At 67.1% G+C, this 22567-nt stretch carries 16 protein-coding genes; 5 read left to right on the top strand and 11 right to left on the bottom strand.

What is annotated here, in order from left to right; translation table 11 throughout:
* Nucleotides 1–18 precede the first annotated feature (18 nt).
* Nucleotides 19–921, bottom strand: a complete 903-nt coding sequence (locus C1932_RS05410) for a TIM barrel protein (protein ID WP_108761455.1) — start codon at nucleotides 919–921, stop codon at nucleotides 19–21.
* A 202-nt stretch (nucleotides 922–1123) separates the two neighbouring features.
* Nucleotides 1124–1729 carry a single-stranded DNA-binding protein gene (gene ssb, locus C1932_RS05405; RefSeq protein ID WP_108761454.1) on the bottom strand — a complete coding sequence of 202 codons (606 nt, stop codon included), beginning with the start codon at nucleotides 1727–1729 and terminating at the stop codon, nucleotides 1124–1126.
* Between the two features lie 408 nt (nucleotides 1730–2137).
* Between ssb and C1932_RS05400 the strand changes: the two genes are divergently transcribed.
* On the top strand, nucleotides 2138–3169 hold the full coding sequence (locus C1932_RS05400; RefSeq protein ID WP_108761453.1) for a LacI family DNA-binding transcriptional regulator: 1032 nt from the start codon (nucleotides 2138–2140) through the stop codon (nucleotides 3167–3169).
* A gap of 131 nt (nucleotides 3170–3300) precedes the next feature.
* On the opposite strand, the gene C1932_RS05395 is transcribed toward C1932_RS05400, so the two are convergent.
* From C1932_RS05395 to C1932_RS05380, 4 genes are all read right to left on the bottom strand, one after another.
* Nucleotides 3301–3681 (bottom strand): SseB family protein, encoded by a 381-nt coding sequence (locus C1932_RS05395; protein ID WP_108752423.1) that lies wholly within the window; start codon nucleotides 3679–3681, stop codon nucleotides 3301–3303.
* A gap of 105 nt (nucleotides 3682–3786) precedes the next feature.
* Entirely contained in the window at nucleotides 3787–5502 is a 1716-nt protein-coding gene (locus C1932_RS05390) for an alpha-amylase family glycosyl hydrolase (protein WP_108761452.1), read from the bottom strand.
* Nucleotides 5502–6989: an MFS transporter gene (locus C1932_RS05385; protein WP_108761451.1), complete on the bottom strand. Its 1488-nt coding sequence runs from the start codon at nucleotides 6987–6989 to the stop codon at nucleotides 5502–5504. The genes C1932_RS05390 and C1932_RS05385 overlap by 1 nt, the downstream gene beginning before the upstream one ends.
* Nucleotides 6986–9178, bottom strand: coding sequence for a Six-hairpin glycosidase-like protein (locus C1932_RS05380; RefSeq protein WP_108761450.1), 2193 nt, complete (start codon nucleotides 9176–9178; stop codon nucleotides 6986–6988). Before C1932_RS05380 ends, C1932_RS05385 begins: the two co-directional genes overlap by 4 nt.
* A 235-nt stretch (nucleotides 9179–9413) precedes the next feature.
* Here C1932_RS05380 and C1932_RS05375 point away from each other — a divergent pair, with 235 nt between their 5' ends.
* Nucleotides 9414–11468, top strand: coding sequence for a glycoside hydrolase family 97 protein (locus tag C1932_RS05375; RefSeq protein ID WP_108761449.1), 2055 nt, complete (start codon nucleotides 9414–9416; stop codon nucleotides 11466–11468).
* Nucleotides 11469–11690: 222 nt separating this feature from the next.
* Entirely contained in the window at nucleotides 11691–14441 is a 2751-nt protein-coding gene (locus tag C1932_RS05370; RefSeq protein ID WP_199912008.1) for a TonB-dependent receptor, read from the top strand.
* 223 nt (nucleotides 14442–14664) lie between these two features.
* Here C1932_RS05370 and C1932_RS05365 read toward each other — a convergent pair whose 3' ends face one another.
* Entirely contained in the window at nucleotides 14665–16278 is a 1614-nt protein-coding gene (locus C1932_RS05365; RefSeq protein WP_108761448.1) for an alpha-glucosidase, read from the bottom strand.
* A 214-nt stretch (nucleotides 16279–16492) separates the two neighbouring features.
* On the opposite strand from C1932_RS05365, the gene C1932_RS05360 reads away from it, so the two are divergent.
* The gene (locus C1932_RS05360; protein ID WP_108761447.1) at nucleotides 16493–17491 is read left to right on the top strand and encodes a polyprenyl synthetase family protein; all 999 of its coding nucleotides are present in this window, start codon (nucleotides 16493–16495) and stop codon (nucleotides 17489–17491) included.
* A gap of 74 nt (nucleotides 17492–17565) precedes the next feature.
* Here C1932_RS05360 and C1932_RS05355 read toward each other — a convergent pair whose 3' ends face one another.
* The gene (locus C1932_RS05355) at nucleotides 17566–18351 is read right to left on the bottom strand and encodes a dienelactone hydrolase family protein (RefSeq protein WP_108761446.1); all 786 of its coding nucleotides are present in this window, start codon (nucleotides 18349–18351) and stop codon (nucleotides 17566–17568) included.
* A gap of 125 nt (nucleotides 18352–18476) precedes the next feature.
* On the opposite strand from C1932_RS05355, the gene C1932_RS05350 reads away from it, so the two are divergent.
* The gene (locus tag C1932_RS05350; RefSeq protein WP_108761445.1) at nucleotides 18477–19055 is read left to right on the top strand and encodes an SMI1/KNR4 family protein; all 579 of its coding nucleotides are present in this window, start codon (nucleotides 18477–18479) and stop codon (nucleotides 19053–19055) included.
* A 34-nt stretch (nucleotides 19056–19089) separates the two neighbouring features.
* Here the strand turns inward: C1932_RS05350 and C1932_RS05345 are convergent, their stop codons facing one another.
* From C1932_RS05345 to murL, 3 genes are all read right to left on the bottom strand, one after another.
* Nucleotides 19090–19623, bottom strand: coding sequence for a hypothetical protein (locus tag C1932_RS05345; protein WP_108761444.1), 534 nt, complete (start codon nucleotides 19621–19623; stop codon nucleotides 19090–19092).
* A 170-nt stretch (nucleotides 19624–19793) separates the two neighbouring features.
* Complete coding sequence (gene murD / locus C1932_RS05340; RefSeq protein ID WP_108761443.1) at nucleotides 19794–21203, bottom strand: UDP-N-acetylmuramoyl-L-alanine--D-glutamate ligase; 1410 nt, start codon at nucleotides 21201–21203, stop codon at nucleotides 19794–19796.
* Nucleotides 21184–22536: a UDP-N-acetyl-alpha-D-muramoyl-L-alanyl-L-glutamate epimerase gene (gene murL, locus C1932_RS05335; protein ID WP_108761442.1), complete on the bottom strand. Its 1353-nt coding sequence runs from the start codon at nucleotides 22534–22536 to the stop codon at nucleotides 21184–21186. The genes murD and murL overlap by 20 nt, the downstream gene beginning before the upstream one ends.
* Between the last annotated feature and the right edge of the window lie 31 nt (nucleotides 22537–22567).

Here is a 22567-nt window from a genome sequence, read left to right as displayed (position 1 = left end):
ACCTGGGTGGATATCGTTTCAGACGTCGCAGAGACGGATCGCCTCGCGCAAAGAGCCAATGGGATCGGGCGACGCAGGCATGAATTCCTGTGCCAGATACCCATCAAAACCGGTGTCGCCGATCGCGCGACAGATGGCCGGATAGTTCAGTTCCTGCTGGTCGCCGATCTCGTGCCGGCCAGGCACGCCTGCGGTGTGGTAGTGCTTGAAGTGGGCGTGGTGCCGACCGATGGTGGCGATGATGTCGCCTTCCATGATCTGCATGTGGTAGATGTCGTAGAGCAGGCCGAAGTTGTCCGAACCCAGCCGCTTGCACAGCGCCACGCCCCAGTCGGAGTGGTCGCACAGGTAGTCGGGATGATCGACCCGGGAGTTCAGCAGCTCCATCACCAGCACCACGCCGCGCTTCTCGGCATGGCCGAGGATGCGCTTGAGCCCGGCTTCGGCATTGGCCAGGCCCTGCTGCGGGTCCATGCCATTGCGGTTGCCGGAAAAACAGATGAGGTTGCGATAGCCGGCATCGGCCACCAAGTCGATGTGCCGCGTGTAGCGCGCCACCAGTTCATCGTGGAATTCGCGGCCGGCGAAGCCCTTGGTCAGGCCCAGCTCCGCGCCGTTGCACATCGAGCTGTAGACGCCATGTGCCTTCAGGGTGGGCCAGTCCTCCGGGCCAACCAGGTCGATGGCGGCAAAGCCGAGGCCCTTCACGGTCTCGCAGAGCTGGGCGACTGACAACTGCGGGAAGGTCCAGCGGGCGACAGCGTGCTTCAGGCGGCCTTTGAGGGGTGCAGCATCGGCGAGGACGGGCAACGCGCCTGCAGCGGCAACACCCAGTCCCACACCCCCGGCAAATGCGACACGCAATGCGTCCCGGCGTGTGAAGCCCGGCGCCGGTGCCGGTCCGCTTGAATGAATGGCCATCCACTTACCGGCCTCCCAACCGGTAGCAAACGCAAACGATTCGCTGCAATGCAATCGATTGCACCATACGGGAGGAACTATTTTTTTTGCAAGATGCGGTGCACGAAAACGCATGCTGCGGGGCACCACTGCGATGACATCGTGGAAAAAGAAAAGCCCCGCATGAGCGGGGCTTGCTTATCTGCTGCAGACGCGCGTTCGATCAGAACGGAATATCGTCGTCAGCGAAGTCGTCCATCGGCGGTGCCTGCTGCGGCTGCGGGCGCTGGTTGCCGCCCTGGTTGCCATAGCCGCCGCCCTGGTTGCCGCCCTGGTTGCCGTAGCCGCCCCCCTGGTTGCCACCGCCCTGGTTGCCGTAACCACCGCCCTGGCCGCCACGCTGGCCGCCGCCGCCGTACTCCTGGCGCGGGGCCTGCTGGCGCTGTGGACGGTCGCCGCCGTAGTTGCCGCCACCACCGCCACCGCCGCCGTCACCGCGGCCGCCCAGCATCTGCATTTCATCGGCAATGATGTCGGTGGAGTACTTCTCCACGCCATCCTGGCCGGTGTACTTGTCATAGCGCAGGCTGCCTTCGACGTAGACCGAGCTGCCCTTGCGCAGGTACTCGCCAGCGATCTCGCCCAGCTTGCCGAAGAACACCACGCGGTGCCATTCGGTGCGTTCCTGCTGGTTGCCGTCCTTGTCCTTGCGGACGCTGGTGGTGGCAAGGCTGATGCGGGTGATCGCCATGCCGCCCTGGGTGTACTTCACGTCCGGGTCGTTGCCGAGATTGCCGACCAGGATGACTTTGTTGATGCCGCGCGCCATAGGTACCTTCGTCCGTTGTCCAAGGGCAGGCCGCCAGTGATAGCACGCCGTGACCGGGCATGCCGTGGCCGGGGCCACCCTTGGTGAAATTTGGGGGATGCAAGAACGGTACATCTTAACATCGCCACCGGCCAGCGCCTGCCCTGCGGCGACCAGCGGGGCCGGGCGGAACCCGGGAAAATCGTTGCAGGGCAATGATTTGCGGCTGAAGAACCCGGGCTCTACGGGCCGCCGTGACCCGCCCGGCGCGCATTCGGGCCGGTTCGATGCAGACAGTGGCGCAGCACGCGACCTGAGCCACGGCCATGGCAGATGCGGCACGGTCATGAGCGGGCCAACGCCTGTCTCGGCCGGGCCCACCGCATGGCATCATGCGTCCTGCACCGCCCGTTCTTCCCCACCCGGACAATGACGATCAAAGGCAAAGCCACTTCCCTGGACATCGCCCACCTGGCCGGGGTGTCCCAGCCCACGGTGTCGCGCGCCCTGCGTGGCAGCCCGATGGTGAATGCGGAAACCCGCGAGCGCATCCTGCGCATCGCCCGCGAGCTGAATTACAAGGTCGACAAGAACGCCTCCAGCCTGCGCCTGCGCAATGCCGGCACGCTGGCGTTGCTGTTCTTCGAAGATCCCACCAACGATGACTCGCTGATCAACCCGTTCTTCCATTCCATGCTGGGCTCGATCACCCGCGCCTGCGCCCTGCACGGGCAGGACCTGCTGGTGTCCTTCCAGCAGCTGTCCACCGACTGGCAGGCCGACTACGAAGACAGCAACAAGGCCGACGGCATCATCCTGCTGGGCTACGGCGATTACCACCAGTCGCGCGACCGCCTGCAGCGGCTGGTCGAACAGGGCACCCATTTCGTGCGCTGGGGCGCGGCCCTGCCCGGCCAGCCCGGGGTATCGATCGGCAGCGACAACTTCCAGGGCGGACATGACATCACCGCCCATCTGCTGGACCAGGGCTGCCGCCGCATCGCCTTCCTCGGCCACGCGTCCAGCCACTACCCCGAATTCGAAGAGCGCTATCGCGGCCACGTGGCGGCGCTGCAGGCACGCGGCCTGACGGCCGAGCCCGGCCTGCAGCACGATGCGATCACCACCGAAGCCTCCGGCTACGAGGCCTGCCTGCAGCTGCTGGGCAGCGGCGGCCCGATCGATGCCATCTGCGCGGCCAGCGACCTGATCGCCATTGGCGCGCTGCGTGCCCTGCGCGAACGCGGCCTGCGCGTGCCGCAGGACGTGGCGGTGACCGGCTTCGACGATATTCCGCTGGCCGCCTCGGTATCGCCGCCGTTGACCACCGTGCAGCAGGACACCAAGCAGGCCGGGCAGTTGCTGGTGGAAAAGCTGCTGGCGCTGATCAACGGCCAGCCGGTGCACGGCCTGAGCATTCCAGTGAAGCTGGTCGCGCGCGAATCCTCGCTGCACCGGTGACCGGTAGCGTCGAGCTTGCTCGACTGACGCACCCCGCCCGTAGCATCGAGCTTGCTCGACTGCTGTGCGCAGAGCAGTCGAGCAAGCTCGACTCTACGAACCAAAGCCAGAGCAGTCGAGCAAGCTCGACGCTACGCGAAGTCCTTCAGGATCTCGCCCACGCCGCTCGGGGAAACCTCGAAACCCAGCGGGGTGCCGGGGTTGATCACCACGCCGTAGCCGCCGGGTACGCGGCGCAGCACGTCCAGCATCCGCCAGCGGATCTGGTGCGGCGCCTGCTGGCTGTAGATGCCCACACGCGCAGGGTCGGTGAATACCGCCACGTGCAGGGTGCCCTGCTTGTCGAACAGCAGCGGGTCGAAGCCGCTGCCGTCGGGGGTGACCAGGCTGCCGGTCAGCAGCACCACCTCGGAGGCGACGAAGGCTTCCATGAAGGCGCGGATCGGCACGGCACCGTCCATGGCCGCCTTCAGCAGGGTTTCAATCGGGGTCTGCGGGGCAAGGTCGGTCATGGCAGGACGGCAGGCAATCAGGGGGGCCCATTGTAGAGTCGAGCTTGCTCGACTGCGCGAAAAGCGTGCCAACCAAGGTTGGCACCTACCAGGGCGGTAGCGCTCTCAACGCCCCAGCCGCTGGTCCCGCGCCTGCTGGTCGGCCATGGCCTTGTCCAGTTCCGCCTGCAGCGCCGGCTGCTTCACCTGCGCATCCAGCACATACACCTTCACCCCGTGCGCGGGCACCTCGGTCTGCAGGCGGCCCTTCACCTTCACTTCGCCACCGCCCAGCGCATCGCGCCAGGTGCCGGCCTGCAGGTAGCGCTCCACGCTGAAGGTCTTCGCCGCATCGCCCTTGTTCAGCAGCACCAGCGCCGTCTGCGCCACGTCGCCATGCTGCAGCACACGCAGGAACACCGCTTCATCGCCCTGCAGGCGCTCGTTCACCTGCAAGCCGCGCTGCAGTGCCGGGGTGGCTTCGCGCAGCTTGGCGATGCGCTGCAGCGGCGCGAAGATCGGGCTCTGCGGCGCGGCGTCCACGCGCGGCTGGCCGAAGTAGGCGCGGTTGCCGGCATGTTCGGCGCGGCCGCGCATGAAGCCGGTTTCCGAACCGTAATAGACCACCGGAATGCCGCGTGCGGTGAACAGCCAGTTGTGCGCGTCGATGAAGCCATTGTCGCTGGCCTGCAGGCGCGGCATGTCGTGGTTGTCGTAGAAGCTCATCAGCTCGTACGGGTTGGCGTACGGCCCACCACTGAGGTGCAGCGGTTCGGCCAGCGTTTCAAAGCCCTTGCCAGCGGTGCCGAAGGTCTGTTCCAGCGCGCCGCGCAGGGGGAAATCCAGCACACTGACGTTGGCATTGGCCGGCCAGGTGTGCTCGGCAATGCTGGCCGCGTTGTAATCGAAGGCTTCGCCGAACATGAACATGCCCGGGTGCTGCGCCCGGATGCGGCTGACGAATTCATGCCACCACGGGTGTGGCAGCCAGCCGATGGTGTCAATGCGCAGCGCATCCACGCCCTGCGCGGTCCACTGCAGGTACGCCCCCACCAGATAGTCCATCACCGCCGGATTGTTCTGGTTGAAGTCGGACAGCTCGGCGAGGTTGCCGTCGAAGATCGAACCATCCTTGCTGTCCACCGGGCCGATGTTGTTGTAGAAGGCGTGCAGCGGGTTGTGCTGCGGGTCCAGCTTCTGCGGCGGCAGGTTCTGGTGGTCGGCAACCAGCTTCCCATCCTTGTCGAAGATCTGGCCGAACTGCGGCTGCCGCTTCGGCATGGTCCATGCCGGCGAACCATGGTTGCCGACGATGTCCAGCACCACCTTCAGGCCGGCATCGTGCAGGCCCTTGTTCAGGCCGGCGAAATCCAGATCTTTGCTGGGCAGGTGCTCGTCGAGCTTGTAGAAGTTGATGCCCCAGTAGCCGTGGTAGCCGGTCTTGCCGCGGTCGGTCAGCGTGCTGGTGCAGCTGATCGCCTTGCTGCCGGTGAAGGCTTCGTCGGGGTTGTCGACGATGGGAGTGATCCACACCGCACCGAAGCCCAGGTTGCGGATGTACTGCGCGTTGTCCAGCACGCCGCGGAAGTCACCGCCCAGGTAGCCGATGTTGCCATCCACCTTGTCCGGGCACGGCACCGGGATATCAAAGGTGCGGTGCTTGCCACCCTGGTCGCGGTGGTCGTTGGACGGATCGCCATTGACGAAGCGATCGGTCACCACGAAGTACACCGCATCGCTGGCGAACGGTTCGGTGGTGCCGACATACGCCGGGCGCGGCGCGGCCACCGCCTGGCCGGCAAACAGGGCAACACAGACAGCAACAGGCAACACAGCACGCATCACACCACCTCCGAACGCGACGGAACCCGCAGCACGCACACACCGGCCAGCAGCAGGCTGCAGCCACCCAGCACCAGCACGTGCATCGGCTGGCCACCCAGCCATGCGCGCAGGGCAAAGCCCAGCGCACTGGCCGCGACCAACTGCGGGATCACAATGAAGAAATTGAAGATGCCCATGTACACACCCATCTTCCTGGCCGGCACGCTGTCAGACAGCAGGGCATACGGCAGCGACAGGATCGACGCCCAGGCAAAACCCACGCCCACCATCGACAGCAGCAGCCAGTGCGGATCGCGGATGAACATCAGCGAGATCAGGCCGGCGCCGCCCAGCCACAGATTCACCAGGTGGCTCCAGCGCAGGCCCACGGCACGCACCATCAACGGAATGACCAGCGCGGCCAGCGCGGCAAAGCCGTTGTACGCGCCGAACAGCACGCCCACCCAGTTGGCACCTTCGTTGTAGGCGGCCGACTGCGGATCGGTGGAACCGAAGTGGGTGCCGGCCACCGCGGCCGTGGTGTAGATCCACATGGCAAACAAGGCGAACCACGAGAAGAACTGCACCCAGGCCAGGCGCCGCATGGTGATGGGCATCGCACGCAGATCGTCGACGATCGCCGCCAGCATGTGGGTGCCCGGCAGCGAGCGGGCCACCGCCAGCAACAGGCCGTAGCCCGCGCACAGGCCCGCCAGCACGTACAGCATCTTGTCGCCCTGGCGCCAGGCGATCAGCACCGCCAGCAGCAGGCCCACGCCCAGCCACAGCGCCACCTGCGCCCACGGCGCGGGGCCGTTCACTGCGGCGGCAGCGTGGTGTGCCGGTGGTTCGGCGTCATCGAAGGCGGCCAGCTCGGCGGGCGAATACTCACGCGTGCTGACCACGGTCCAGGTGATCGCCGCCAGCAGCACCACTGCGCCGAAGTAGAACGCATAGCGCACCGTGTCCGGCACTTCGCCAGCGGCCGCCGTATTGGCCACGCCGAAGTGAGCCAGGATGAACGGCAGGAAGCTGGCCACGATCGCGCCCACGCCGATGAAGAAGCTCTGCATGGCATAGCCGGTGGGCCGCTGGCGCGGGGCCAACTGGTCGCCCACGAACGCGCGGAACGGTTCCATCGATACGTTGATGGAGGCATCGAGCACCCACAGCGTGCCGGCAGCGATCCACAGCGTGGGCGAATTGGGCATCACCAGCAGCGCCAGCGTGGTCAGCACCGCGCCGATCATGAAGAACGGCCGGCGTCGCCCCCAGCGCGTCCACGTGCGGTCAGACAGGTAGCCGATCACCGGCTGCACCAGCAGACCGGTCAGCGGCGCGGCGATCCACAGCCCCGGCACCGATTCCATGTCCGCGCCCAGCGTTTCGAAGATGCGGCTGGCATTGGCATTCTGCAGGGCAAAACCAAACTGGATGCCGAGGAAGCCGAAGCACATGTTCCAGATCTGCCAGAACGACAACTGCGGTTTGGCAGGACGGCTCATCGGCTGCCCTCGACTGCGGCCACCGGCGCCACCTTCAGCGCCTGCACCTGGGCCTGGTTGAGCACGCCATCGCGCCCGCCCTTGCCGCCGGTGTAGTGCGCGAAGTGCTGCAGCGCGCTCATGTTGAAGCCCTCTTCCAGCTTCACCGTGCAACGTCCCTTGGGCACGCTGAAGGTGGCGGCGGTGGATTCCTGCGCGGCCACGCTGTGCGGCAGCGTCACCGTCAGGCGCTGCGCGGGCTGGCCGGCGCACTGCACCGCCAGCTGCTTCACCGCGGCGGTCACCCCGGTGTTGATCGGGCCATTGGGGTTGTTGTACTGCAGCCGCAGCCGCACCGGCCCGGCCTTGGCGGCCGTGAACTGCCACTGGCGCGCGCCGCGCAGCACCTGCTGCGGGCCCACGCACAGCATCGGGCTGTGCAGCGATTCCAGCGCACCCTCGCGGCGGGTCAGGCTCAGGCAGTGCTGCAGGCCGTCATCGCCCAGGCGTGCCACGCCCTTGCTGATCGCCGTCACCGCGCGGCCGTCCTGCCACAGCACCTGGCCTTCGGCCACCGGCACGGTCCAGCCCTTGCCGCTGCGCCGCGCCTGCGGTGCGGCCGGGGTGGCCGGCGCGCGCCCATTGGCATCGGCGGTGCTGGCCGGCAACGCGCGCGACGGCGCGGCCACCAGCTGCACCGTGGTGGTGGTGCCGCGCGTCTTCACCTTGCCGGCCACCAGCAGGCCATCACCCACCTGCTTCGGCCGCTCCAGCACGTAGCGCTTGCCGTTGGCGTCCAGGCTGATGCGGCGCTGCTTGCCGAACAGTTCGGGCACCAGCGCGGCCGGCAGCTTGGGCTGCACGCTGCCATCGTCCTGCACGCCGAACACCCCTTCGGTGACCATGGCCAGGTAGCCGGCCACCGACCACAGCTGGCGCTCGGAATTGACCAGCGGCCCGCTCAGCGCGCCTTCGTCCACATGCACGGCCTGGCTGACCAGTTCGTAGTTTTCCATGTTGGAACCGGCCAGCGCCGCGCCCTGCATCAGCGAGCGGATCTCGGCGGCGATGCGCGGTGCATCGTCCAGCTTGCGCGCGGCGCGCAGCGAATAGGCGCTGACGAACGGCCAGATGGCGCGGTTGTGGTAGATCGGCTGCTGCGCTTCCTGCGGCCACACCACCGGGCTGCCGGCCGGCCCCATCGGGTAGGCGGCCAGCGCACGCTGCGCGCGCTCGGCGGGCAGCACGTCGGCCAGGATACCCAGCGACAGGCCCAGCAGGTCCACCTTGGCGTACGGCACCGGGTGCGCCGCTTCGCCGATGTAGCTCATGTACTGGCCCATGTCCTGCCGCCAGAAGCGCGCATCGATCTGCAGCGCCAGCGCATCGGCCCAGGCCTTGTACTGCTCGGCGCGCTCATCGCCCAGCTGCGCGGCCATCTGCTGCCCCAGGCGCAGGGCCTGGTAATGCAGCACATTGGTGGACAGCGCGTAGGAATCGCCGATGAAGCGCACGTTCTCGCGCGTCCAGTCCGGGTAGGTCTGCTCGCGCCAGTCCAGGAACGAAGTCTCGCCGCGGTACAGACCCATCTGCGGGTCGAACACCATCGCCCGGTCCTGCGCCAACGTGCCCTGCAGCGCCTGCCAGACCTGGTCGGCGAAGGCCGCATCATCCAGCAGATGGCGCGCGGCCAGGAACCACACCACGCGGTCGCTGCTGATCGGCCAACTGCCGCCCGAGCCGGTGTCCTGGGCCACGAACAGGCCAGGGGTATGGCCATCGCGCGCCGCCGACAACTTGAACTGCAGCGACTGCCGGGTGCGCTGCGGGTCCAGTTTCGCCAGGGCCAGGTCGGCCGCGAAGCTGACATCGCGGGTCCACACGTACGGCCAGCGCGCGCCGGTCTGGAAGCAGTCGCAGGGCACCGGGCGGCCTTCATCGAAGGCCGGATCGCGGATCGCATCCACGCGGTCCTGGTCCATTTCCTGCTGTGCTAGGGCGAACAGCGCATCGAACATCACGCTGCCGGTCTGGCTGCGCATGGGCGCGGCGGCAATGCGCACCTCGCCCTTGGGCGCGTGCAGCACGAAGCTGCCCTTGGCAGCGGTTTCGGCACGCGCGTGGCGGCCGTTGAATTCCAGGTCGGCCGCGTGCGCGGTCGTTCCCAGCGCTGCCCCCAGGGCAGCCGTCAGGCAAATGATCTTCAGCATCGAAGCGGCAGACCGGCTTGCGCCCGTCGACCTCCCTCCCTCTCTGCACCGTTGTGGGTCCGCGCCACCGGAACCGGTGCGCGGGCGCGGCCCCTCCCTCAAGGTGCCTTGCCCCATGGTAGACGCGGCGCCGTGGCCTGCGTCCAGTTGCATACGTATTCATGGCCATCGCGTGAAGACCGGGCGCCGTGCTGGCTTATGGTCCGGGTCTGCCAATGGCGCCTTGGGAGGGGAAATGCCGGCTTTTTCTGTTGCAGTCCGCGCGATGTTCGCGCCGGTGTTCGGCATGGCCCTGCTGGGTCTGGCGGCGGTGGCCCAGGCCGCGCCGCAGGTCACCCGGGTGGAATCGCCGGGCAAGGTGCTGGCGGTCAGCCTGGTGCTCGATGGCGGCACCGCGCGCTACCGGGTGGAACGCCTGGGCGAACCCGTGGTGGACGATTCCAAGCTGGGCTTCGTGCTGCGCGACGGCCGCCTGGACCGTGATTTCGTCCAGCTGGGCGAGCGGCGGCGCAGCGTGGACGAGACCTGGGAACAGCCCTGGGGCGAGCGCCGCGTCACCCGCAACCACTTCAATGAACTGACCGTGCAGCTGGCCGAGAGCACCGGCAGCAAGCGCCGCGTGGACGTGGTGTTCCGCGTCTACGACGACGGCCTGGGCTTCCGTTATGCGTTCCCCGAACAGCCCAATCTGCGCGAGGCAATCATCGATGACGAGCTGACCGAGTTCGCCATCGCGCCCGATTCCACTGCGTGGTGGATTCCGGCCGGCGAGCCGATCCACTACGAGTACCTGTACCAGCGCACGCCGCTGCGCGAGGTGCCGCTGGTGCACACGCCGATGACCCTGCGCAGCGTGGATGGCCTGCACGTGGCCATCCACGAGGCCGCGCTGGTGGACTACGCCGGCATGTGGCTGCGCCGTACCGAAGGCCAGCGCCTGCGCGCCGAACTTTCGCCTTCGGCCGAACGCTGGAAGGTGCGCCGCGCCCTGCCCTTCAGCACCCCATGGCGCACGCTGCAGATCGCCGACCGTGCCGGCGGCCTGGTCGAGTCGGACCTGATCCTCAACCTCAACGAACCCAATGCGCTGGGTGATGTGAGCTGGGTGAAGCCGGCCAAGTACCTGGGCGTGTGGTGGTCGATGCACCTGGACAACGAAAGCTGGGCCACCGGCCCGAAGCATGCGGCCACCACCGCCAAGACGAAGAAGGTGATCGACTTCGCCGCCGCGCACGGCTTCCGCGGTGTACTGGTGGAAGGCTGGAACCCCGGCTGGGACGGAATGTGGGTGGGCAATGGCTATGACTTCGATTTCACCCGCGCCACCGCCGATTTCGATATCGAAGCGCTGTCGGCCTACGGTCTGAAGAAAGGCGTGCACCTGATCGGCCACCACGAGACCGGCTGCGCCATCGAACACTACGAAGACCAGCTGGACGCCGCGCTGGACCTGTATGCGCGCCTGGGCGTGGATCAGTTCAAGACCGGCTACGTCTGCGATGACGGCCAAGTGGACCGCCGCAATCCGGCCGGCGGCCCGCTGTGGCGCGAGTGGCACGACGGCCAGTTCATGGCCCGCCACCATCTGAAGGTGGTGCAGGAGGCCGCACAGCGGCACCTGTCGGTGAACCCGCACGAGCCGATCAAGGACACCGGCCTGCGCCGCACCTACCCCAACTGGATCTCGCGCGAGGGCGCGCGCGGCATGGAATACAACGCCTGGGGGCAGCCGCCCAACCCGCCCGAGCATGAAGTGAACCTGGTGTTCACCCGCATGCTGTCCGGGCCGATGGATTACACCCCCGGCATCCTCAGCCTGAAGGGTCGTCATGGCCAGGCCATTCCCAGCACCCTGGCCCGCCAGCTGGCGCTGTACGTGGTGCTGTACAGCCCGATCCAGATGGCCGCCGACCTGCCCGAGCATTACCTGCAGCACCGCGAGGCGTTCCGCTTCATCGAAGACGTGGCGGTGGACTGGGAACAGAGCCGCGTGCTCGATGGCGAAGTGGGCGACTACGTGACCCTGGTGCGCCGCGACCGCAACAGCCGCGACTGGTTCCTGGGCAGCATCACCGACGAACACGGCCGGGTGCTGCCGGTGTCGCTGGGCTTCCTGGAACCGGGCGTGCGCTACCGCGCCGAGATCTACCGCGACGGCGACGGTGCGGACTTCCGCAGCAACCCGTTTGCGTTCAAGCGCGAGACGCGTGAAGTCACCAGCGCCGATGCCCTGACCCTGGTGCTGGCACCGGGCGGTGGCCAGGCGATCCGCTTCACGCCGGTGCACTGAACACCCGTACTTCTGCATCGCCGGGCATGGCCCGGCGCTACCGGGAGCGGAGACTGGAATCGTTTACAACGCTGCAAACGCCATTGAATACGTATGCAGGGTGATTCCGCCGAACAACGCGCTGCCTACCATAGCGGCGACGACAGCGGCCACCGCGTCGCACGTTTCCGGCCCCGCCGGGACGACCACAAAATGCTCTACAACATTGCCTGGGAGGGGAAAATGTTGAACCACAAGCGCAGCGCGCTGAGTCTGGCGCTGGCCGTCGTACTGGTGCCGTCGCTGGCATCGGCGCAGTCCACCGAAGCCACCGCCACCGATCCGTCCGCCACCAACCTGGACACCGTGCAGGTAACCGGCATCCGCCGCGGCATCGAAAACGCCATTGCGGTGAAGCAGAGCGCCACCTCGGTGGTCGAAGCGATTTCCGCCGAAGACATCGGCAAGCTGCCCGATGTCAGCATCGCCGAATCGCTGGGCCGCCTGCCCGGCCTGGCCGCCCAGCGCGTGGCCGGCCGTGCCCAGGTTATCAGCGTGCGCGGCCTGTCGCCCGACTTCGCCACCACCCTGCTCAACGGCCGCGAAGTGGTCAGCACCGGCGACAACCGCAGCGTTGAATTCGACCAGTACCCGTCGGAACTGGTGAACGGCGTGACCGTGTACAAGACCCCGGACGCGGCCCTGGTCGGCCAGGGTCTGTCGGGCACCATCGACATGCAGACCGTGCGCCCGCTCAGCTTCCCCGAGCGCGTGATCGCCGTCAGCGGCCGCCTGCAGAAGAGCTCGCTGGGTGAAGCGGCCAACGTCGATGAATTCGGCAACCGCTTCAGCGCCAGCTACATCGACCAGTTCTTCGACAAGACCCTGGGCATCTCGATCGGTTACGCGCACAGCGACAACCCGATCCAGGAAAACCAGGTGGGCCTGTACGAACCGTGGACCACCGAGCAGACCACCAACGGCAACCGCCCGGGTCTGGCCGCTGGCACCTACTTCTCCGATGGCATCAAGGCCCTGCGCCGCACCGGCAACAACAAGCGCGACGGCGTGATGGCCACCATCCAGTTCCGGCCGAACAACGCCTGGACCAGCACCTTCGATGCGTTCCACACCGAAGCCGAACAGATCGACACCGCCAACCAGTTCGAGGTCAACCTCAGCAACTACAACGGCGGTTACACCCCGGGCCTGCTGATCAGCAACCCGCAGGTCAATGCCGATGGCACCTTCACCGGGGGCACCGCCAGCGGCGTGTACCCGCTGGTGCGCGGCATGTACAACAAGCGCAAGGACAAGATCGATGCGTTTGGCTGGAACAACGAGTTCACCTTCGGCAGCGTGAAGCTGGTGGCCGACCTGAACTACTCCAAGGCCACCCGTGACGAACTGAACCTGGAAAACAACCTGCAGCTGACCCCGATGCCGCAGCTGGACACCATCGGCCTGGTGGTGAACCCGAACGGCTTCTCGCAGATCTCGCCGGGCCTGGATTATTCCAACCCCGATGCGCTGTTCCTGACCAACACCATCTACGGTTCCGGCTACGGCAAGGTGCCGCAGGTGGAAGACCGCCTGAAGGGCGGCAAGCTGGCGGCCACCATCAGCCTGCCCGAAGCGATGGCGTCGTGGGCACCGGACCTGGATATCGGCGTGAACTACGCCGACCGCCGCAAGACCAAGACCCAGTCCGAAGGCAACATCCTGCTGGGCGCCCAGGGCGATGCCAACATTGCTTCGGACCTGCAGTATTCGCCGGTGAACCTGGGCTTTGCCGGCATCGGCAACATTCCGGCCTGGAACGTGCCGGCCGCCGTCGCCCGCTACATGACGTTCGATCCGGTCGACAACCTGGATTACCTGATTCCCAAGTCGTGGGTGGTGGAAGAGAAGATCACCACCGCCTGGGCGCGCCTGAACATCAACACCGACATCGGCGTGGTAGGCGTGCGCGGCAACATCGGCGTGCAGATGCAGCACACCGACCAGAGTTCGGATTCGCGCTACTGGGACAGCTCGCAGCCGGCCGGCAGCAACATCCAGCCGTATTCCAACGGCAAGACCTACAACGACTGGCTGCCCAGCTTGAACCTGGCCTTCATGTTCCCGCATGAGCAGACGCTGCGCTTCGCCGTGGCCAAGCAGGTCGCCCGCCCGCGCGTGGACCAGATGCGCGCCGGCCTGGAATTCGGCGTGGATACCGCCACCGGCAAGCCCGGCGGCAGCGGCGGCAACCCGCTGCTGGACCCGTGGCGCGCCACCGCCATCGATCTGTCCTACGAGAAGTACTTCGGTGAAAAGGCCTACGTGGCCGCCGCCGTCTTCTACAAGGACCTGAAGAGCTACGTGTACACCCAGTCGGTGGACAACTACGACTTCACCGACCTGCTGGGCAGCTACGTGCCGCCGCCGGGCATGACCGTGCCGGTGCTGACCACCGGTACGTTCTCCTCGCCGCAGAACGGCAAGGGCGGCACGCTGAAGGGCCTGGAACTGACCGCATCGTTCCCGCTGGACATGCTGACCGACAGCCTGCGCGGCTTCGGCGTGCAGGCCAGTGCCACCTTCAACAAGAGCGACATCGAGATCCTGGACCCGGAAAGCGCCTCCAGCGTGGGTACCGATCCGATCAGCCTGCCGGGTCTGTCCGACCGCGTGTACAACTTCACCGCCTACTTCGAGCGCAACGGTTTCGAAGCACGCGTGAGCCAGCGCCGCCGTTCGGATTTCATCGGTGAAATCGGCAACTTCAACGGCAACCGCACGCTGCGTTACGTGGTGGGCGAAAACGTGACCGATGCCCAGGTCAGCTACACCTTCAGCGACAGCAGCGCCCTGCGTGGCCTGACCCTGCTGCTGCAGGGAAGCAACCTGACCAACGAGCCGTACCGCACCTACGCCGGCACCAAGGATCGCCCGCTGGAATACATCGAGTGGGGCCGCACCTACGTGCTGGGCGTGAACTACAAGTTCTGACCCACGCCGGGGAAGCCACCGAAAACCCGCTGCGCAGGCAGCGGGTTTTCTTTTGCGCCGGCGTTGGTAGAGGGTCGGTCGTGCCCGTCCACGCGTGGCGTGGATCTACTGGAAATGCCCATCCACGCATGGCGTGGATACCCAAACCCCAGGCCACCACGCACAAAAAAGGGACGGGGCGCTTCGGCCCCGTCCCCGCAAGTACCGCCACCGGAGAAATCGGTCAGCTGCGTCGGGCGCAATACACCGCGCGCGGCGGCAGCCGCAGTTCATTGCCTTCCACCGTGCCCGCATCCGGGCCCGGCACCGCCACCTGTTCCCAGCGGCCGGCCGGCAGCGGATGGCTGACCGGCGCTGCCGACAGGTTGAAGGCCAGCAGGAGAGTTTCATCTGCAAGCATACGCTGGAAAAGCAGCACCGGCTCGGCGCTGTCCAGGAATTGGATGTCGCCATGCAGCAGGGCCGGCTGGGTACGCCGCCAGGCCAGGAAATCGCCGAAGGCACTCAGCACCGAGTACGGATCGGCCTGCTGCACCGCCACCGCGGCGGCACGGTGCTCGGCCGGAATCGGCAGCCACGGCTTGCCGGTGGTGAAACCGGCCAGCGGGGCGTCGGTCCACGGCAGCGGCGTGCGGCAGCCGTCACGGCCCTTGAAGTTGGGCCAGAAGGTGATGCCATACGGGTCCTGCAGGTCCTCGAACGGCACATCGGCCTCGGCCAGGCCCAGTTCCTCGCCCTGGTACAGGCAGACCGAGCCGCGCAGCGAGCACAGCATGGCCACCAGCATGCGGGCCAAGCGCGGGTCGGCCGGGTGGCCGCCCCAGCGGCTGACCGCCCGCTCCACGTCGTGGTTGGACACCGCCCAGCACGGCCAGCCTTCGGTCATCACCGCTTCCAGGCGCGAGACCGTATCGCGGATATAGGCCACGCTGTAGTCGTCCACCAGCAGCTCGAAGCTGTAGCCCATATGCAGGCGGCCGTCCTGCGTGTACTCGGCGGTGGTGGCCAGCGAATCTTCCGACGAAATCTCGCCCAGGCTCACCGCGCCCGGGTACTGGTCCAGCAGCGCGCGCAGCTGTTCCAGGAACGGCAGGTTTTCCGGCTGGGTATTGTTGTAGTAGTGGTACTGGTAGGCGTACGGGTTGTCCGGGCTGAAGCCGCGGCCCACCCGCTTGTCCGCCGGCTTGGGCGGGTTGTCGCGCAGCTGCGCGTCGTGGAAGCAGAAGTTGATGGCATCCAGGCGGAACCCATCCACGCCGCGGTCCAGCCAGAAGCGCACGTTGTCCAGCGTGGCCTGCTGCACCGCCGGGTTGTGGAAGTTCAGGTCCGGCTGGTCGACCAGGAAGTTGTGCAGGTAGTACTGCTCGCGGCGCGGTTCCCACTGCCAGGCGCCGCCACCGAACAGCGACAGCCAGTTGTTGGGCGGGGTGCCGTCTTCGCGCGGGTCGGCCCAGACATACCAGTCCGCCTTCGGGTTGCTGCGGTCCTGGCGGCTTTCACGGAACCAGGCGTGCTCGATCGACGTATGGCTGAGCACCTGGTCGATCATCACCTTCAGGCCCAGACCGTGCGCCTTGGCCAGCAGGCGGTCGAAGTCGTCCAGGTTGCCGAACAGCGGGTCCACATCGCGGTAATCGGCGATGTCATAGCCGAAATCGGCCATGGGCGATCTGAAGAACGGCGAGATCCAGATCGCATCCGCGCCCAGCGCGGCAATGTAGTCCAGACGCTCGATGATGCCCGGCAGGTCGCCTACCCCGTCGCCGTTGGCGTCGAGGAAACTGCGCGGGTAGATCTGGTAGATGACGGCTCCGCGCCACCATGGATTGTGCGACATCGACAGCCCCCCTCCGGGCATGCGGGACCCGCCGGAAGCGGGCCGAAAAGCAACTCCGGCAAGCTTAGCGGCGGCCTCCCGGCGATGGCGCTGGCTGCATACGTATTCACGCTGCAGGGCCGGCCAGCGGCCCGCGAAAAGACCGGTCGGGTCGGTTTCCGCCCGAATTCACGGCCAGCGCCTATAATCGGGGGGAGCCTGAAAGCCTGATCGCATGACCATCACTGAAGACACCCGTCCCGCCCTGGGCCTGCCCCAGATCCAGTCGCTTGCTGCGGCCGACATGGCCGCCGTCGATGCCCTGATCCGGCGCCGGCTGTCCTCGGACGTGGTGCTGATCAACCAGATCGCCGACCACATCATTTCCGCCGGCGGCAAGCGCCTGCGCCCGATGCTGGTCATGCTGGCCGGCCACGCGGTCGGTCAGGCCGGTCCGGAGCACCACCAGCTGGCGGCCATCATCGAGTTCATCCACACCTCCACCCTGCTGCATGATGATGTGGTGGATGAATCCAGCCTGCGCCGTGGCCGCAGCACCGCCAACGCCCTGTGGGGCAATGCGCCCAGCGTGCTGGTGGGCGATTTCCTGTACTCGCGCAGCTTCCAGCTGATGGTGGAACTGGACCGCATGCCGGTCATGCAGATCCTGGCCGACACCACCAACCGCATCGCCGAAGGCGAAGTGCTGCAGCTGCTGCACGTACACAACCCGGACACCGACGAAGCGGCCTACCTGCGCGTGATCGAGCGCAAGACCGCGGTGCTGTTCGCCGCCGGCACCCGCCTGGGCGCGCTGGCCAGCGGCCAGGACGAAGCCACCCAGCAGGCCCTGTACGACTACGGCATGCACCTGGGCTACGCCTTCCAGATCGCCGATGACGTGCTCGATTACTCGGCCAATGCCGAGGAACTGGGCAAGAACCTGGGCGACGACCTGGCCGAGGGCAAGGCCACCCTGCCGCTGATCCACGCCATGGCCCACTCCGACCCGGTCACCCGCGAGCGCCTGCGCAGCATCGTGCAGGACGGCGACGCCTCGGCCATGCCGGAAGTGCTGGCCGCGATCCGCGCCACCGGTGGCCTGGACTACAGCCGCCGCCGCGCCGAGGAATACGCCGAAGCCGCCGAGCGCGCGCTTGACGGCCTGGGCGACAACGATGCAGTGGCCGCCCTGCGCGGCCTGGCCCGCTACGCGGTGCAGCGCTCGCATTGATCGGTGAAGGCGTGCCGACCAACGGTCGGCACAGAATCATCGGTAGGTGCCGGCCTTGGTCGGCACACCTTTGATTACCGGAACCGTTCCTCGAAGAACTCATCCAGCGCCTTCCACGCGCGCTTGGCCGCGCGTTCGTTGTACTGGCAACCCGGCGGGCTGTTGGCATCACGCTCGGCAAAGCAGTGCACCGCGCCGCTGTAGTTGGTGAATTCCCAGTCGACCTTGGCCGCGTCCATTTCCTTCTGGAAACTGCCGATATCCTCGGCCGTCACGCTGGTATCGTCGGCGCCATTGAGCACCAGCACCGAAGGATGCGTGCCACCGGCCTGTGCCGGCAGCGGTGAGCCCAGGCCGCCGTGCAGGCTGACCACAGCGGCCAGCGGCGCACCGGCACGGGCCAGCTCCAGCACCGTGGTGCCACCGAAGCAGAAGCCGACCGCACCGATCCGGCTGGCATCCAGCGGTGCCTTGCCGGCCTGGGCCTTGAGGACGTTCACCGCTTCCAGCGCGCGTGCGCGCAGCAGCGGCCGGTCGTTGCGCAGCTTTGTGGCGACCGGACCGGCCTCGGCATCGGTCTTCGGCCGCACGCCCTTGCCGTACACATCGGCCACCAGCACCACGTAGTCATCGCCGGCCAGCTGCTTGGCCTTTTCAATCGCCGATGCGTTCACGCCCTTCCAGTTGGGCACCATCACCAGGCCGGGGCGCTTGTCATTGTCGCCGTCGTCGTAGACCAGCACACCACTGAAGGTCGTGCCCTGGTGCGTCCATTCCACCGGCTGGGTCTTCATCGCCGCCCACGCCGGCATCGCCGCCAGCCCCAGCACCATCGCCACACCATACCGCCAGCTCTTCATGCGCCTGCTCCAGAAAGAAGGGAAGCAGGCTGCACAGCGTCCACGCCTGCCAGTGCGCATTCTGCATTGGCGGCGTGACGCAGGTGTGGTTGGATACCCCCCTGTTCCTGCTTCCCTGCTATTGAATGAACCTGGTAGATCGTTTCCTGTCCGGCCTTGTTGCCCGCTTGCCCGAAGATGACGCCCCGCAATGGGCCCACGTGCAGGGCGCAAGCGCCGACGACCTGCAGCGCCTGCGCACGCAGTGGCCGCAGGTACCCGACAGCCTGCTGCAGCTGCTGTCGCGCGTGGATGGCACGCACTACCGTGAGTACCCCGGCGGCGAGGTCTGCGTGCTGGTGCTGGGCTCGGACGTGGGGGACTACCCGTACTTCCTGCGCTCGGTCGAACAGATCTTCGACGACCAGCGGCAGTGGCACGACAGCATCCGTTCCGTCTACGAGGAATGGCTGGACGACGAGCCGGACATCCTCGGCGCCGGCATCGACGGCGATCTGCCGATGAACCGTCGCCTGTGCTTCTCGCACTGCATGAACAACGGCGGCACCTCGATGCTGTACCTGGATTTCGATCCCGCTCCGGGCGGCGCCGTCGGCCAGGTGATGCGCTACCTGCACGATCCGGACAGCTACGCGGTGATCGCCCCCAGCTTCGATGCCTACCTGCAGGACCTGATCGACCGCGATTACAGCTTCATCGAGTAGATCCACGCCATGCGTGGATGGGGCTCACGCGCTCTCACCTGCGTTCGATCCACTCCAACGTTCCAGGTTCGAAGGCCAGCAGATCGGCCGCCGCCAAGCGCGCACGCGGCCAGCGACGTTCCGGCGGCGCCGGCTGCCGGGCAACCACCGAACCGTCGTACTCGCGCACCAACAGGCCAATACGCGCTGCACCTGCCTGAAGCAGCGCATCAATGCGCTGCAACCACTGCCCGGCATCGCCCAGCGCTTCTTCGCGACGCACCTGCTGATCCTGCTCGTGCCGCGCCAACTGCTCGGCCAGCGCGCGGGCGATCTTCGCCTCGCTCCAGCCCTTCTTCCGCCAGCGCTCGGCATCGCCTGCCCACGCCGGCTCGGCCCGCAGCGAAGCTAGCGCCGTCCCGCAATCGCAGTGCGCGGCACTCAGCCACGGCTGCCAGCCGGGGCCGACCGCCGCCTGCAGGCTGGGCGAGGCCTGCGCGAACAGGCACCGGCCGCTGCGGGTGAAGACCGCGGCGGCCGTGTCGTGGGACAGCGTGGTGGGCAGGAACACGGTAATGAAGGTGCACATGCGGGCGTCCGGGTCCGTCCGGGAATGCGCCGATGGTAACGCGCCCCTGGAGTAGATCCACGCCATGCGTGGATAGGGGTCAGAGCCCTTTCCCGACTGTAGATCCACGCCATGCGTGGATGGGGTCAGAGCCCTTTCCTGCGAAAAGGGATCTGCCCCCTGGGCCTGCCTCAGCCGATGCCCAGTCCCGGAATCGCGCTGATGCTGTCCGGGTTGAATCCGGCCAGTTCGGCGAAGTGGCGACCGCGCGCTACGTAATCGCGGTAGGCCCCAAAACTCGGCGCACCCGGCGACAGCAGCACCACCCCGCCCTGCGCACCCAGCGCGGTACGCGCCAGCGCCATGGCCTGCGGCAGATCTCCCGCCGCGTGCAGGCCGAAGCGGCCGGCATCGGCCAGCGGCTGCAGCATGGCGTGGATGCGCGGGCCGTTGCTGCCCATGGTCACGATCTCCACCGGCGGCACGTCGTGCGCCATGTGCTGCATGAAATCGGTCCAGTCCAGGCCACGGTCGTGCCCGCCCACCAGCAGCGCGATGCGCTGCCCGGCGAAGCACTCCAGCGCCGCCAGGCTGGCGTGCGGCGTGGTGCTGATCGAATCGTTGATGTAGGTCAGGCCATCGGCCACGCCAATGCGCTGCAGGCGGTTCGGCAACGGACGGAAATCCTGCACCGCCGGTGCCAGCGCCACCGCATCCAGCCCCAGCGCTTCCAGCGCGGCCAGCACTGCGCACAGGTTGCCGCGGTTGTGGCGGCCGGGGAGCGGCGTGTTGCGGGTATCGAACACCGCCTGCTCGCCGCGGTGCACGATCTCGCCACGCATGTGCCAGCCCTGCGGCTGGTTGAACCAGACCACTTCGCTGTCCGGCAGCGACAGCGCGGCCAGATGCGGATCAGCCGCGTTGAGCACGGCGATGCGCGGCGCCGCTCCGGTCACCAGGCGCAGTTTGTCTTCAATGTAGCGCTGCTCGCTGCCGTGCCAGTCCAGGTGTTCGGGGAACAGGTTCAGCACCACCGCCACCTGCGGGCGGGCGCCACTGCGCGCCACTTCGCCGGTCTGGTAGCTGGACAGTTCCACCGCCCAGTACGCGGGCGCAGGCTGCGGGTCCAGCACTTCCAGCAGCGGCAGGCCGATGTTGCCGACCAGGCCGGTGCGATGGCCGGCGGCGCGCAGCAGGTGCGCGACCAGCGCGGTGGTGGTGCTCTTGCCCTTGGTGCCGGTCACGCACACGGTGTCGTGCACGATGCCATCGGCACCGGAGTGTTCGGCGAACCACAGCGCGGTGCCGCCGATGAAGACCGTGCCCTGCGCGGCCGCCGCCAGCGCGATCGGCTGGTAGGGGCTGATGCCGGGCGACTTGATCACCACATCGAACCCGGCCAGCGCCTCGGCGGTGGGTTCACCGCGCACGTCCAGCCGCCCCTGCGTTTCCGCACGCGCCGCCTCGGCTTCAGCAGCCGGGCAGAACAGGCTCAGGGCCAGTGTGGGCAGGCGCGCACGCAGCACCGCGAATGCCGCACGGCCCTCACGTCCCCAGCCCCACAGCGCGACGCGCCTTCCTTCAAGCTGCGAAATCTTCACGCACCTGTTCCCACAACGCGGCCGGAATGCGGTGCTCGCCCTGCAACAGCAGCAGCGGCGCCAGTTCCAGTTCGGCGGCGTCCAGCTGCGGCTGGATCTCGTTGCAGAAGCGCTTCACCAGTACGTCTTCCTTCCACTCCGGGCGCTGCGCCAGGGTCGCCATCGCCGCACGCGATTCGCGGCCTTCGCCCACGCACTCGAACGGCTTGTGGTCCTGGAATTCCAGCAGCGCATCGAAGCCACCGGCCTGCTCAGCATCGTCCAACAGGTTGCGGCCAAAGATGCGCACCAGACGGGTCTTGGGCATGAACGGGGCCAGCGCCAGGAACACGAAATGGCACTTCGGGCAGACGCCGCACCAGCGGTTCACCGGGCGCTCGCCCAGTATGTGGAAATTGCGGTTGCAGCTGGAGAAATGCGCGTCGTAGAAATCGGTCTTGGCGAACTGGCGGGCCACCGCCAGCTCGGACATCGGGCGCAGCAGCGAGTAGTAGTGCAGATCGGCGGCCACCTGCTGCTGCACGTGGTTGCCGAAGGCCTGCTCGAAGGCCCAGCCCTTGGACCACTGGTGGTTCACTTCACCGGTGCCGGGAATCTGGCTGCCGTAGCTGGCCGAGCGTTCGTTGGAGAACACCACCTGGTCCACGCCCTGCAGCAGCGCGGCCAGCACCATGATCGCCGAGTTCACCGCGGTAACCGGAATATGGCCGTTCCAGGCGCCCTGGCGGTTCAGCTCGAACAGTTCCGGGGCCAGCGCGCGGCCCAGGTTCAGGGTCGGCAGGCCGGTGCGTTCGGCACAGGCGCGGATCAGCTGCGAACCGCCGATCCAGGTCACCGTCTCGTCCACGCCGGCACGGCGCAGCGCTTCAATGCTGACCAGCGAATCCTTGCCGCCGCCGATGGCCACCAGCGCGTGCGGCTGCAGGCCCAGTGCCGGCGCCTGCACCGCCTCGCCCTGCACCGGCAGGCGGAAGCGCCCGCGCAGGTTCAGGCCGTTGCGGTAGGCGAATTCGCCCAGACCATTCAGGTAGATCGTTTCCACCAGCGCAGCGGTATCGGCATCGATCGCATAGCTGTCGATGCTGACCGTCTCCGGCACGCCCGCCTTGTAGTAGCTGACGCCGGCGATCAGATGCAGCAGCTGCAGCGCGCGCTGCACGGCGGCGGCGCGCGCGTCGTCCAGTACGAACGGCCCACCGGGCACGCTGATGGTTTCCACCATCTCAGGGCCGTCATCGAAGGCGTAGACCAGCTTGGCCACGCCGGTGTCCGCGGCGAATTCGCAGCGGACGAAGCGGAAGCGGGAAACCTGGTGTTTATCGAAAGCAGTCATGGTGGATCCAGTTCAAGCGCGGTCAGGCACG

This window comes from Stenotrophomonas sp. YAU14D1_LEIMI4_1 (assembly GCF_003086815.1).
GTDB lineage: Bacteria > Pseudomonadota > Gammaproteobacteria > Xanthomonadales > Xanthomonadaceae > Stenotrophomonas.
Note: the sequence above shows the minus strand (reverse complement) of the source record. Positions and strands in the feature narration are given on the sequence as shown.

Bases quoted from the DNA above. Each gene is read 5' to 3' on its own strand.
- C1932_RS05410 (WP_108761455.1), bottom strand. From the start codon at position 921: ATGGCCATTCATTCAAGCGGACCGGCACCGGCGCCGGGCTTCACACGC.
- ssb (WP_108761454.1), bottom strand. From the start codon at position 1,729: ATGGCGCGCGGCATCAACAAAGTCATCCTGGTCGGCAATCTCGGCAAC.
- C1932_RS05400 (WP_108761453.1), top strand. From the start codon at position 2,138: ATGACGATCAAAGGCAAAGCCACTTCCCTGGACATCGCCCACCTGGCC.
- C1932_RS05395 (WP_108752423.1), bottom strand. From the start codon at position 3,681: ATGACCGACCTTGCCCCGCAGACCCCGATTGAAACCCTGCTGAAGGCG.
- C1932_RS05390 (WP_108761452.1), bottom strand. From the start codon at position 5,502: ATGCGTGCTGTGTTGCCTGTTGCTGTCTGTGTTGCCCTGTTTGCCGGC.
- C1932_RS05385 (WP_108761451.1), bottom strand. From the start codon at position 6,989: ATGAGCCGTCCTGCCAAACCGCAGTTGTCGTTCTGGCAGATCTGGAAC.
- C1932_RS05380 (WP_108761450.1), bottom strand. From the start codon at position 9,178: ATGCTGAAGATCATTTGCCTGACGGCTGCCCTGGGGGCAGCGCTGGGA.
- C1932_RS05375 (WP_108761449.1), top strand. From the start codon at position 9,414: ATGCCGGCTTTTTCTGTTGCAGTCCGCGCGATGTTCGCGCCGGTGTTC.
- C1932_RS05370 (WP_199912008.1), top strand. From the start codon at position 11,691: ATGTTGAACCACAAGCGCAGCGCGCTGAGTCTGGCGCTGGCCGTCGTA.
- C1932_RS05365 (WP_108761448.1), bottom strand. From the start codon at position 16,278: ATGTCGCACAATCCATGGTGGCGCGGAGCCGTCATCTACCAGATCTAC.
- C1932_RS05360 (WP_108761447.1), top strand. From the start codon at position 16,493: ATGACCATCACTGAAGACACCCGTCCCGCCCTGGGCCTGCCCCAGATC.
- C1932_RS05355 (WP_108761446.1), bottom strand. From the start codon at position 18,351: ATGAAGAGCTGGCGGTATGGTGTGGCGATGGTGCTGGGGCTGGCGGCG.
- C1932_RS05350 (WP_108761445.1), top strand. From the start codon at position 18,477: ATGAACCTGGTAGATCGTTTCCTGTCCGGCCTTGTTGCCCGCTTGCCC.
- C1932_RS05345 (WP_108761444.1), bottom strand. From the start codon at position 19,623: ATGTGCACCTTCATTACCGTGTTCCTGCCCACCACGCTGTCCCACGAC.
- murL (WP_108761442.1), bottom strand. From the start codon at position 22,536: ATGACTGCTTTCGATAAACACCAGGTTTCCCGCTTCCGCTTCGTCCGC.